Consider the following 12,550-nt stretch of genomic DNA (forward strand, 5'->3'; position numbering starts at 1 on the left):
CGCATGAAATGGAAGCGCAGTGAACGCCTTGTAGATATGACTTATTATCTACTTGAGCATCCACATCAGTTGATCCCGCTAACTTATTTTTCTGAGCTTTACAGTTCTGCGAAGTCTTCGATCAGTGAAGATTTAACAATTGTAAAGGAAACATTCGAAGAAAAAGGAATTGGGCTTTTAATTACCGTACCTGGTGCAGCAGGCGGTGTTAAATATATCCCTAAAATGGCGGAACAAGAAGTTCGTGATATAATTGGGGAATTTATGGGAGAACTTAGTCAATCCGATCGACTTTTACCTGGTGGCTATTTATTTATGACGGATCTTTTAGGGAATCCGGAATTAATGAATCGTGTAGGTAAAGTATTTGCGAGCGTGTTTGCAGATCGTCAAATTGATGTCATTATGACAGTAGCGACAAAGGGGATTTCAATTGCACATGCGATTGCCAGACATTTAAATGTTCCGGTAGTTGTTGTACGTCGTGACAGCAAAGTGACTGAAGGTTCGACAGTGAGTATTAATTATGTATCAGGATCTTCTCGTCGTATTCAAACGATGGTTTTATCAAAACGCAGTATGAAAAGCGGCCAGCGTGTATTAATTACCGATGATTTTATGAAAGTCGGAGGCACGATGAATGGTATGAAGAACTTACTGGAAGAATTCGAATGTGAGTTGGCAGGTATTGCTGTATTAGTAGAAGCACAGCATGCGGATGTTACATTAGTAGATGACTACTATTCTTTAGTAAAACTACAGGAAGTAAATGAGAAAGATCGCACAATTGCATTAAGTGAAGGTAATTTTTTTCAAAAGGAGAGAAATTAAAATGAAAACTGTTTCAACAACAAATGCACCAGCAGCAATCGGACCATATGCACAAGGTATTGTAGTAAATAACATGTTTTATTCTTCAGGCCAAATTCCACTGACAGCTTCAGGGGAACTTGTAGAAGGCGATATTGAAGCACAGACGAACCAAGTATTCGAAAACTTAAAAGCTGTTTTAGCAGCAGCCGGTTCTTCTTTAAACCAAGTTGTTAAAACAACAGTATTTATGAAAGATATGAATGATTTCGCTATAATGAATGAAGTGTATGCAAGTCACTTTGGTGAGCACAAGCCAGCACGTTCTGCAGTAGAAGTTGCGCGTTTACCAAAAGATGTAAAAGTTGAAATTGAAGTCATTGCATTAGTAAAATAATAATTTCTTTGTTTATATTTTAATTTACCTTAAAACCACGACTTTCTAATTTTAGAAAGGACGTGGTTTTTTTTACTAAAAAAATATTGTGACTCTATTTATAGCATTTATTAAGAAAAATCTCGTAAATAAGTAGAATATTTAGTTTATTTTAATAATTATAAAAATTGTAGATAGAAAAAAATTACATTATATTGTATTCTATTGATAAATGATGTATTTTTAGAAATTTACTGGATGAATAGAAGGAAAAGCATCTTTCATCCCGAATACTAAAAACAACACATCAAACTACAGGGGGTATAAATAATGGAAGTAACTGACGTAAGACTACGACGTGTTCAAACAGAAGGCCGTATGCGTGCAATTGCCTCAATTACACTAGATGATGAATTTGTCATCCATGATATTCGTGTAATTGATGGAAATACTGGTTTATTTGTAGCAATGCCTAGCAAAAGAACACCAGATGGCGAATTCCGCGATATTGCGCATCCGATTAATTCAAATACGCGCAATAAAATCCAGGAAATCGTTTTGGAAGCTTTCCATGCATCTGCTGAGGAAAATGTAGAGGAAACTTTGGAGCTTGAAGAAGTGAATGTTTAATATTAACTAGGGTCACTCATATGAGGGGGCTCTTTTTTTGTGAATTATTTTATACGCAGAAATGTTCTATAACAGAAACGGAAAAATAACAATTAGGACGATAATATACTGATTATTTACTTTTTAACGTAAATTTTTGCTGAATTAGTACACAAAAGAAATTGTGTCAAACTATTATAGATATTTTAAATTCAAACATTTGTCAAGTCTGAATACCTTGAAAAGATTATGAAATTGCTTTATAGTCATAAGAGAAAATGAGCTAAATTGGAGGACTCGTAATATGACAAATATTTTTGCGGTCGTACTGGCGGCTGGTCAAGGTACACGAATGAAGTCCAAATTATATAAAGTGCTTCACCCAGTATGCGGAAAGCCTATGGTGGAACATGTAATCGATCATATCGGCTCATTAAATGTCGAGCGTGTAGTTTCTGTTGTAGGACATGGCGCGGAGCTGGTTAAAGAAACCCTTGGAAACAAGAGTGAGTATGTTTTACAAGAAGAACAACTAGGTACAGCGCATGCAGTTCAGCAAGCTGAGCCGATTTTAAGCGGACTTAGCGGAACTACACTTGTCGTATGCGGTGATACTCCTTTAATTCGCCCTGAAACAATGCAGGCACTGCTTGATCAGCATGCATCTCAAAATGCAAAAGCAACTATTTTGACAGCGGTTACAGAAGACCCGACTGGCTATGGTCGTATTTTACGTGACGAACATGGACAAGTGTCGCAAATTGTTGAACAAAAAGATGCTACGTCTGAACAGCAGCTTGTAAAAGAGATTAATACCGGCACATACTGCTTCGATAATGAAGCGTTGTTTGAAGCACTTAAGCTCGTAAAAAATGAAAATGCACAAGGTGAATTCTATTTACCGGATGTTATTGAAATTTTACAAAAGCAAGGTGAAACAGTTGCAGCTTATGTAACAGAAAACTTTGATGAAACGCTTGGCGTAAATGACCGCTTTGCTCTGTCTCAGGCAGAAGAGCTTATGCGTGCACGTATTAACGAACGTCATATGCGCAATGGTGTAACGATTATTAATCCGAATTCTACACATATTAGTGCAGACGCAGTAATCGGAAGTGATACGGTTCTTTTACCTGGAGTGATCATTGAAGGAAAAACGGTTATTGGCGAAGATTGTAAAATTGGCCCGAATAGTCATATTGTGGACAGTCAAATTGGTAATGCGACTACGATTCATAGTTCAGTCGTGCTAAACAGCCAAGTCGGCAGCGAAACAGCAGTAGGTCCGTTTGCACATTTACGTCCTGAATCTTCATTAGGAAACCATGTGAAAATCGGTAATTTCGTTGAAGTGAAGAAGAGTACGTTAGGTGATGATACGAAAGTGTCACATTTAAGCTATATTGGCGATGCAGAAGTCGGCAGTAACGTAAATATTGGCTGCGGTTCAATCACTGTAAACTATGACGGTAAAAACAAATTTAAAACAACTATTGAAGACGATGTATTCATTGGATGTAATTCGAACTTAGTTGCTCCGGTAACATTGAAAAAAGGTTCTTTCATTGCTGCAGGATCGACAATTACTAAAGAAGTACCGGAAGATGCATTGGCAATTGCACGTGCTCGTCAGGAAAACAAATTAGGCTATATGAGTAAATTAAATTCAAAATAAAATTAACTAAAATACAGGAGGCCATCATGCCGTATCAATACGCTGACTCAAAATTAAAAATCTTCTCATTAAATTCCAACAATCCCCTTGCCAAAGAGATTGCCGATGAAATGGGTCTAGAACTAGGAAAATCATCCGTTAAACACTTCAGTGATGGAGAAGTCCAAATTAGCATTGAAGAAAGTATTCGAGGAATGGATGTATTTATCGTTCAATCTACTTCTGCGCCTGTAAATGAGCATTTAATGGAACTTTTAATTATGATTGATGCTGTTAAACGTGCATCTGCTCGTACAGTAAACGTTGTTATGCCTTACTATGGCTATGCACGTCAAGACCGTAAAGCAAAAGCGCGTGAACCAATCACTGCTAAATTAGTAGCAAACTTACTTGAAACTGCCGGTGCAACTCGTGTAATCGTATTGGATTTACATGCACCTCAAATTCAAGGTTTCTTTGATATTTTAATCGACCATTTAGTGGCTGTACCACTACTTGCTGAACATTTCGGAACAAAAGGATTCAATGAAGAGGAATTGGTTATTGTTTCTCCGGACCATGGTGGTGTAACTCGTGCGCGTAAATTGGCAGAGCGTTTAAAAGCTCCGATTGCAATTATTGATAAGCGCCGTCCAAAACCAAACGTAGCGGAAGTAATGAATATTGTTGGTAATGTAGATGGTAAAGTATGTATTTTAATCGATGATATTATCGATACAGCAGGTACGATTACGATTGGTGCAGAGGCATTAATTAAGAGCGGTGCTAAAGAAGTTTACGCATGTTGTTCACACCCAGTATTATCAGGTCCAGCAATTGAGCGTATTGAAAATTCTCCGATTAAGGAATTAGTTGTAACAAACACAATTCAATTATCTGAAGAAAAACTTTCTCCAAAAATTCAGCAATTATCAGTTGCTAAATTAATGGCAGATGCAATCTCTCGTATTTATGAAAACAAATCTGTTAGTACATTATTCGACTAATCGATTGCAAAACGGGGCCGGGACATAAGTAGAATAACCGTTAAATAAGAGGAAAGACATTATTAAAAAACGGATATTTGAAAAATTGATTGGAATGCAGGGCGACTCCTGCGGGAATAGCGTGACGCCTGAGACTACAGGCTCAGGCCACGCCCGCGGAAAGCGTCCCGGAATGGAAATCAATTTTAACGTTCAGCAAAAAAACACTATTTTTCTCTGAGAGAAAAATAGTGTTTTTGGGTTATGTCCCGGCCTCGTTTTTTTATATCCTAGTATTTTTATAGGCAAATATTTGCAAAAAATCTGACAATTGATTATGTTTAGAGTGGACAAAGATAGGGTAAATTTATCTTTGTATAATTATTTAAGGGGGACGATGGAATATGACTACAGTATTACAAGCAACAAAGCGGGAAACTGGGAAACGTTCGATATTAACCCAACTTAGAAATGAAGGCCAACTGGCAGCTGTGCTGTATGGCTATGAAACTGAAACAACGCCAATTACGTTGGACTATAGAGACACTGCTAAAGCAGTTCAAACATATGGTTCAACAAGCGTGTTTAAAATTGAAGTAGGCGGGAAAAGAGTAAATGCAGTACTTACTGATATCCAGCGTGATGCACTAAAAGGACATGTGAAGCACGTTGACTTCCTTGCTATCAATATGAAAGAAGAACTTGAAGTGGATGTTCCAATCGCATTTACCGGAACTTCAGTTGGTGTAAAAGAAGGTGGAGTAATTACTCAACCTAACCATACATTGAAAATTAAAGTGAATCCAAGCGAAATTCCAGACTCAATTGAAATCGATGTATCCGAATTAGCAGTTGGTGAATCGTTATCTGTGAGTGATGTCCGTGATCAGTTTACAGCGTTTACGATTGTAGATAATGATGACTATACATTAGCAACGGTAACACCGCCAGCAGCGCCAGTTGAAGATGTTGATGCAAATGCAGAAAATGTAACAGCCGACGACCTTGATGCAACGGGAGAAAAATTATCGCCTGAAAAACCAGGTAGAGAAGATTAAGAAATTGGACAGGCCGCTCTATTATATAGAGCGGTTTTTTAATGGCTAAAAAATACTTCGACATCCGAAGGAAAATCAGTATAATAATAAGGAGATGAGTAAATATTAAGAATAATTAGAGGTCTTTATGAGAACACATAATGAAAAAATGAGCATTTACCACGGGATGGCATCTGCTGTTGCACAAAATACTTCAAACAGCTATATTCCAATTTTTGCAATGACGATTCTTGGTGCGACAAACTATCAGGTCGGGTTGATCAGTTCCTTGCCACCGCTAATTACATTACTTATGACGTTGCCGGCTGCCATTTTACTGAATCGTGCATTCGAACAAAAAAGGCTTGTTGCTTTTTCAATCCTGGCAGCACGCTTTGTTTTTCTGCTCATTGCCTTTATCAGTTATGTACCAGGAAGTTTTGGATCATGGTTGCTGCTTGGCCTGATTGCTGCAATGAGTGTGCCGAATACGATGGCGAATATGGGCTGGCAATCTTTTATCGGCAATATTATTGAGGACACGCGTCGAGCTCAGTTTTTCAGTGACCGCAATCGCCTGCTGACAGTTGTTGGCCTATTTGTTACATTAACGATCGGCATTGTTATGAAAGACATGACCGCCAACCGGGTGGCTTATCAAATACTATTCATGTTTACGTTTGCTGTCGGGGTTGTGGAATTGTATTTTCTATTAAAGCATGATGAACCGGCGCGTGAACTGAATATAGAAAAGAAACGTGCAATGGATTGGTCGATTTTTAAAAACAATAAATATGTCTTGTTTTTAATTGTTGCGCTTGTTTTTAACTTTGGCTGGCAAATGGCATGGGGTATTTTTAATATTTATAATGTACGCTATGCAGAAGCGACAATCTTTTGGATTAGTATGTTCAATGTTGCAAATATGATTGCCCAAATTTTTTCATTTTCACTTTGGCGTAAATGGTCGCAAAAATACGGCAATATGAGTGTTTTTGTCTGGGTTGCTTTTGGTATGTCGACAGCCCCATTACTCATGGTTTTATCGACTAACCTTTATTATTTAGTTGCGATGTCCTTTCTTTCGGGCCTGTTTGTTTCAGGAACGGTTTTAATATTATTTAATTTATTGCTGGAAAATTCACCGCAGGAAGTCCGTACATACTGTATAACAACTTATAATGTGCTGCTGGCAGTCATCGCGTTTTCTTCCCCGCAAGTCGGGATTTGGCTGCTCGAAACGTACTCGATGGAAACAGCGATGTATTTATCGACAGCAGTTCGCTTTTTTGCAGCGGTAGGCTTTTTAGTACTCTTCCTTGTAAGGAAAATGCGTGAGAAATCATTGGTCCAATACTAGAGGACGATACATACTTTTCAGGAGTATATATGATAAAATAAAGGCGATCAGAGAAAAAGGATGCGATTACTAGTGAAATTAATTATTGGTTTAGGAAATCCGGGAAAACCATATGAACATACACGCCATAATATAGGCTTTGATGTGATTGATGAATTAGCCGATCGATGGAATGCACCATTAAATCAAACTAAATTTAATGGTATGTATGCAACGGTTCATCGTCCTGAAGGAAAAGTCATTTTATTGAAGCCTCTAACATATATGAACTTATCAGGAGAATGTGTTAGACCTCTAATGGATTATTTTGATATAGAAATTGAAGATATTATTGTTATTTATGATGATTTAGATCTGGAAACGGGTAAGTTAAGATTACGCGGCAAAGGAAGTGCCGGGGGACATAACGGGATTAAGTCGTTAATTCAGCACTTGGGGACACAGGAATTTAACCGGATCCGTGTCGGAGTAAGTCGTCCGCCGGCAGGTATGAAAGTTGCAGATTACGTATTGGCCAAATTTTCAAAAGATGATCAGCCGATTGTAAAAGAAGCTGTGGAAAAGAGCTGTGATGCTGTGGAAACAGCTTTAACAAAGCCGTTTTTAGAAGTGATGAACAAATTTAACGGCGCATAAATTAATCAAATAATGGTTAGACTTTAATATACATAAGTGTTTAAAGGAGGCCATGGGAGATGCCTGTACGCTACCGCTGCAGACATTGTGAGGTAGAGATTGGTACTTTGCCTTTCGATGCAGAAGAAACGGTTCAAAAGCTTCATCTGTTTGAAATAGGTGAAATTGATGAATTCATAAAAAAAAATGAGCGGGGAGAAACGACCGTTTACAGCATTTGTGAGCATTGTGAAGATTCATTGCGTCAGTTTCCCGATTACTATGCGTTAAAAAGATGGTTACAGTAGAGGAGTTGCTTTGGTCGCATAAACTGCGCCAAGGCTTTTTCCATTTCCGTTTTCATTTATCGAAAAAGAGAAGGGGGACTAACGTGGATACGATACATCAAATATTTAAAAAAGATAAACAGATTGATAATATGATAGAGCAAATTCAAAAGGAACAAGCAAACGATCACCTTATAACGGGGTTAACGGGAAGTGCAAGACCTGCATTGATCCATACAATCTATCAAGAGACAAATAAATCGATTTATATCGTGTCCTCAAATCTATTGCAGGCGCAAAAGTTAGTAGATGATCTGACTGCATTGGTTGGTGAAGGGCATGTTCATTATTACCCTGCCGAGGAATTTATCGCAGCAAATATGACGACTACTTCCCATGAGCTGCGTGCACAGCGTATTGCGACATTAGGACGTTTAGTCAATCAGGAACGCGGTATCTATATTATTCCGGCTGCAGGTATGCGCAGTATGCTAAGCTCACCTCAAAAGTGGCTTGGATACGAACTTTACACATCAATCGGCCAGGATGTCGACATTAATATTTGGTTGGATAAGCTTGTGGAAATGGGCTATACGAGAAGTGAAATGGTAACAACACCAGGTGAGTTTGCGATGCGTGGCGGAATTTTGGATATTTATCCTCCATATGCACAAGATCCGATTCGAATTGAGTTGTTTGATACGGAAGTGGATTCGATTCGTACTTTTTCTGCCGATAATCAGCGCTCAATTGAAAAATTAACTGAAATCAAAATTTTCCCTGCCACAGAGCTTCTTTTAACGAAAGAGGAGCGAATAAAAATTGCAGAACGTCTGGAAGTGTCATTGGCGACTAGTTTAAAAAAGGTGCGTAAAAAGGAAACACAGGAACTGCTCATACAAAATATTCAACATGATATTGAGCTGCTGCGCCTTGGCCATCTGCCGGATCATATTGCAAAATATGGCTCACTTTTATTCGAGCAGCCGTATTTTTTAGGTGATTACTTTAAAAAGGACGGCCTTGTTTTATTTGATGAGTTGGGCCGTATTCAGGAAGTGATGGAAGCATGGGAACGTGAAGAAAATGAATGGTTTATTTCATTGATTGAGGGCGGCAAGATGCTTCACGATGTAAAGCCGTCCCATTCATTAAAAGAAGTGCTTTCAATGCTGAAACAGCAGAAAATGTACTTTGCATTATTCACAAGAACATTTGCAGGCATCACTCTTAAAAAGACCATCAACATTTCCTGTAAACCGATGCAGCAATTCCACGGGCAAATCGCTTTGCTGCAAAATGAAATTGAACGTTGGTCAAATGAAAGATTCATTGTTTTATTTACGGCCAGTTCGGAAAGCCGGATTAAGGCGATGCAGAATTTACTGGATGATTATCATATCGCGTCAACAATCGGCTATGCAGATGCACCGGGTATTTATTTGGTCAATACACCATTATCGTCTGGTTTTGAACTGCCATTACAGAAAATAGCGGTTGTTACGGATGATGAGCTCTTTAAACAGCAGGCGAAGAAAAAATCACGCCCGCAGCAGATGACAAATGCTGAGCGAATAAAGTCTTATACCGAAATTAAATCTGGCGACTATGTTGTACACGTACATCACGGGATCGGGAAATATATTGGCATCGAAACACTTGTTGTGAACGGCACACATCAAGATTATTTGCATGTACGCTACCGTGAAGACGATAAGTTATATGTACCCGTAGATCAAATTGAACTCATTCAGCGTTACGTGCCATCAGGTGAAAAAGAACCGAAACTTCATAAACTCGGCGGTACGGAATGGAAGAAAACACATAAGAAAGTATCGAATGCAGTACAGGATATTGCAGATGATCTAATCAAACTTTATGCAAAGCGAGAAGCAGAGAAAGGTTATGCCTTCTCCCCGGATTCGGATGAACAAAGAAGTTTCGAGGCGGCTTTCCCATATGAGGAAACGGAAGATCAGTTACGCACAATTGCTGAAGTGAAAAAGGATATGGAACGGGAACGTCCAATGGATCGCCTCGTTTGCGGTGATGTAGGTTACGGGAAAACAGAAGTTGCCATCCGTGCTGCATTTAAAGCGATTTTGGACGGCAAGCAAGTGGCGTTTTTAGTGCCGACCACGATTTTGGCACAACAGCACTATGAAACGATTTCGAAGCGTTTTGAAGACTATGCAATCAATGTAGGGCTGCTTAGTCGTTTCCGTTCGAAAAAACAGCAGACAGACACGTTAAAAGGCTTAAAAGAAGGTACAGTTGATATGGTGATCGGTACACACCGTATTTTATCAAAGGATGTCGTATACCAAGATTTAGGACTGCTTATCGTCGATGAGGAGCAGCGTTTCGGTGTTACACATAAAGAGAAGATCAAACAGCTGCGGACGAATGTCGATGTACTGACATTAACAGCAACTCCAATTCCGCGTACACTGCACATGTCAATGGTAGGAGTGCGTGACTTGTCGGTTATCGAAACACCGCCACAAAACCGTTTCCCTGTCCAGACGTATGTAATGGAGCATAACGGTGCGCTTGTACGTGAAGCAATTGAACGTGAAATGGCGCGCGGTGGACAAGTGTTTTATTTATATAATCGTGTAGAGGATATTACAAGAAGAGTAGAAGAAATTCAGATGCTTGTTCCGGATGCACGGGTTGCCTTTGCACATGGGAAAATGACGGAGGCGAAGCTTGAATCGGTTATTTTATCGTTTATAGAAGGTGAGTATGATGTACTTGTCACAACAACGATCATCGAAACAGGTGTAGATATTCCAAACGTAAATACTTTAATTGTCCATGATGCGGATCGTATGGGGCTTTCCCAGCTGTATCAGTTGCGGGGGCGTGTAGGGCGTTCAAATCGTATTGCCTATGCGTATTTTATGTATGAACGTGACAAAGTTCTTACTGAAGTGGCTGAGCAGCGTTTGCAGGCAGTAAAAGAATTCACGGAATTAGGATCTGGTTTCAAAATTGCGATGCGTGACTTATCGATTCGTGGTGCCGGGAATTTACTTGGTGCCCAGCAGCATGGCTTTATCGATTCAATCGGTTTTGATCTGTATTCGCAAATGCTGGAAGAAGCAGTTGAAGAACGTCGTACCGGTGTGAAGAAAGAAGAGAAGCAGGATGTGGAGATTATGCTGCATGTTGATGCGTACATTCCGGACGCGTATATTCCTGATGGCTACCAAAAAATTCAGATGTATAAACGGATTAAGGCGATGGAACACATCGAGGATTATTTGGAAATTATCGATGAACTGCAAGACCGTTTTGGAGACTTGCCGGTTGAAACAGAGCGTCTGATGCGTGTGGCCCGAATGAAAGTTTGGGCGAAAGAGGCTAATGTGCTTTCAATAAAGGAAAAGCAGCAGATTGTATCTATTATTCTTTCAGAAGAAGGAACGGCCAATACAAACGGAGCGCAAATCGTTGAACAATCAATGGAGTTTGGTCGTGCGGTCGGCTTTGGAATGGAAGGAACACAGCTGGTAATTACAATAGACTACAATAAATGCGGAAATCATCTGCCATTTGATGTCGTGGAAAAAATGATGCAAATTATCGCATCTGCAAAAAAAGATTCATAAAAAAAGAGAGGGAATATTAAAAGTCGGGTACTTTTAATATTTCCTCTCTTTTCGTTTGGAGACAGAAGATGAATTACAGGAAAGAATGCTGCACACTATAATGTACACCGTTCGAATAATTTAAGCGTTGGAGCAGTTCTTCACGGTTATGGTGTTCTTCGCGCATTTCTAATAACTGTTTTTCTTTTGTAGTGGAGGCAGATACTAAATCGCGCTGGCCATTTGGTTTTTCCAAGTAACGCCTGAAAATACCGTTTTCAAATTTTGAAATAGATGTAGACCTTTCCTTCGATAAATCCGGGTAATAGGCTAAATGAGTACCTGCATAATATTGATGCTGACGATATGCGTCCGGTGTTGACGTAATACGATCGACTCTTACCATTATTACTGCACCTCCGAAAAAGATTGTTTTATTTTGTCTATTGCCTCTTTTTAAAAAACAAAACATAAACTGAACGAAAACGTTTTAATTTCCTATATCGGGTTGCAAAAAGTTAGGTAATTCATCATATTTATATAAGCATATACGAAATATTATTTTATCCTTTTCGAACAATGCATAGTTTCATGTATTTCTTTCCATACTAGGAGCATCATGCTGTGAATTGATGGAAAGTGAGGGAACATGAACGATGAAAGCAACAGGAATAGTTCGCCGCATCGATGATTTAGGTCGTGTTGTTATCCCAAAAGAAATTAGAAGAACACTTCGCATCCGTGAAGGGGATCCCCTTGAAATTTATACGGACCGCGAAGGAGAAGTGATTTTAAAAAAATATTCGCCAATTAATGATTTAGGCGAATTTGCACAACAATATGCGGAATCATTATTTGAAACATTAGGTACTCCAACATTAATAAGTGACCGAGATGAAGTAATAGCTGTTGCAGGCGTTTCGAAAAAAGATTATGTGGCGAGACGTTTAACTGTATTTGCAGAAGATATTATTAAAAACAGGACACCTGTCAGTGAAAAACTGGAGACATCGATTGAACTTGTAGCAGGACAGTATGAACAAGTGAAATCGTATTGCATCGTACCAATAGTTTCAAATGGAGATCCGATTGGTGCTATTTATTTAATATCACGGGCCCATTTCATCGGTGAAGTAGAACAAAAAACAGCTGAAACAGCAGCCAACTTTTTAGCAAAGCAAATGGAAAACTAAAATCACTTCAAAACGTCCATATAAATG

12 protein-coding genes are annotated in these 12,550 nt (G+C 39.0%); 11 read left to right on the forward strand and 1 reads right to left on the reverse strand.

The window, feature by feature from the left end:
• Positions 1-3: 3 nt before the first annotated feature.
• The 10 genes from purR to mfd all read left to right on the forward strand — a co-directional run bounded on the left by purR (position 4) and on the right by mfd (position 11,351).
• Entirely contained in the window at positions 4-831 is an 828-nt protein-coding gene (purR, locus tag MKX73_RS07315; protein WP_079523135.1) for a pur operon repressor, read from the forward strand.
• Position 832: 1 nt separating this feature from the next.
• Complete coding sequence (locus MKX73_RS07320; protein WP_340716885.1) at positions 833-1,207, forward strand: RidA family protein; 375 nt, start codon at positions 833-835, stop codon at positions 1,205-1,207.
• Between the two features lie 309 nt (positions 1,208-1,516).
• Complete coding sequence (gene spoVG, locus MKX73_RS07325; RefSeq protein WP_340716886.1) at positions 1,517-1,816, forward strand: septation regulator SpoVG; 300 nt, start codon at positions 1,517-1,519, stop codon at positions 1,814-1,816.
• A 283-nt stretch (positions 1,817-2,099) separates the two neighbouring features.
• Positions 2,100-3,470, forward strand: a complete 1,371-nt coding sequence (glmU, locus tag MKX73_RS07330; RefSeq protein WP_340716887.1) for a bifunctional UDP-N-acetylglucosamine diphosphorylase/glucosamine-1-phosphate N-acetyltransferase GlmU — start codon at positions 2,100-2,102, stop codon at positions 3,468-3,470.
• 26 nt (positions 3,471-3,496) lie between these two features.
• On the forward strand, positions 3,497-4,456 hold the full coding sequence (locus tag MKX73_RS07335; RefSeq protein ID WP_079523132.1) for a ribose-phosphate diphosphokinase: 960 nt from the start codon (positions 3,497-3,499) through the stop codon (positions 4,454-4,456).
• Positions 4,457-4,839: 383 nt separating this feature from the next.
• The gene (locus tag MKX73_RS07340) at positions 4,840-5,493 is read left to right on the forward strand and encodes a 50S ribosomal protein L25/general stress protein Ctc (RefSeq protein WP_340716888.1); all 654 of its coding nucleotides are present in this window, start codon (positions 4,840-4,842) and stop codon (positions 5,491-5,493) included.
• Between the two features lie 127 nt (positions 5,494-5,620).
• Entirely contained in the window at positions 5,621-6,832 is a 1,212-nt protein-coding gene (locus MKX73_RS07345; RefSeq protein WP_340716889.1) for an MFS transporter, read from the forward strand.
• A 72-nt stretch (positions 6,833-6,904) separates the two neighbouring features.
• The gene (gene pth / locus MKX73_RS07350; protein WP_340716890.1) at positions 6,905-7,468 is read left to right on the forward strand and encodes an aminoacyl-tRNA hydrolase; all 564 of its coding nucleotides are present in this window, start codon (positions 6,905-6,907) and stop codon (positions 7,466-7,468) included.
• A 59-nt stretch (positions 7,469-7,527) separates the two neighbouring features.
• Positions 7,528-7,755 carry an anti-sigma-F factor Fin family protein gene (locus MKX73_RS07355; RefSeq protein WP_079523129.1) on the forward strand — a complete coding sequence of 76 codons (228 nt, stop codon included), beginning with the start codon at positions 7,528-7,530 and terminating at the stop codon, positions 7,753-7,755.
• 83 nt (positions 7,756-7,838) lie between these two features.
• Positions 7,839-11,351 (forward strand): transcription-repair coupling factor, encoded by a 3,513-nt coding sequence (gene mfd / locus MKX73_RS07360; protein ID WP_340716891.1) that lies wholly within the window; start codon positions 7,839-7,841, stop codon positions 11,349-11,351.
• Between the two features lie 73 nt (positions 11,352-11,424).
• On the opposite strand, the gene MKX73_RS07365 is transcribed toward mfd, so the two are convergent.
• A complete protein-coding gene (locus MKX73_RS07365) occupies positions 11,425-11,736 on the reverse strand; it encodes a hypothetical protein (RefSeq protein ID WP_340716892.1) in 312 nt (103 codons plus the stop codon).
• 250 nt (positions 11,737-11,986) lie between these two features.
• Here MKX73_RS07365 and spoVT point away from each other — a divergent pair, with 250 nt between their 5' ends.
• Complete coding sequence (gene spoVT / locus MKX73_RS07370) at positions 11,987-12,523, forward strand: stage V sporulation protein T (protein ID WP_340716893.1); 537 nt, start codon at positions 11,987-11,989, stop codon at positions 12,521-12,523.
• Positions 12,524-12,550 lie beyond the last annotated feature (27 nt).

The organism is Solibacillus sp. FSL W7-1436 (assembly GCF_038007305.1).
Classification (GTDB): Bacteria; Bacillota; Bacilli; order Bacillales_A; family Planococcaceae; genus Solibacillus.

Bases quoted from the DNA above. Each gene is read 5' to 3' on its own strand.
- purR (WP_079523135.1), top strand. From the start codon at position 4: ATGAAATGGAAGCGCAGTGAACGCCTTGTAGATATGACTTATTATCTA.
- MKX73_RS07320 (WP_340716885.1), top strand. From the start codon at position 833: ATGAAAACTGTTTCAACAACAAATGCACCAGCAGCAATCGGACCATAT.
- spoVG (WP_340716886.1), top strand. From the start codon at position 1,517: ATGGAAGTAACTGACGTAAGACTACGACGTGTTCAAACAGAAGGCCGT.
- glmU (WP_340716887.1), top strand. From the start codon at position 2,100: ATGACAAATATTTTTGCGGTCGTACTGGCGGCTGGTCAAGGTACACGA.
- MKX73_RS07335 (WP_079523132.1), top strand. From the start codon at position 3,497: ATGCCGTATCAATACGCTGACTCAAAATTAAAAATCTTCTCATTAAAT.
- MKX73_RS07340 (WP_340716888.1), top strand. From the start codon at position 4,840: ATGACTACAGTATTACAAGCAACAAAGCGGGAAACTGGGAAACGTTCG.
- MKX73_RS07345 (WP_340716889.1), top strand. From the start codon at position 5,621: ATGAGAACACATAATGAAAAAATGAGCATTTACCACGGGATGGCATCT.
- MKX73_RS07355 (WP_079523129.1), top strand. From the start codon at position 7,528: ATGCCTGTACGCTACCGCTGCAGACATTGTGAGGTAGAGATTGGTACT.
- MKX73_RS07365 (WP_340716892.1), bottom strand. From the start codon at position 11,736: ATGGTAAGAGTCGATCGTATTACGTCAACACCGGACGCATATCGTCAG.
- spoVT (WP_340716893.1), top strand. From the start codon at position 11,987: ATGAAAGCAACAGGAATAGTTCGCCGCATCGATGATTTAGGTCGTGTT.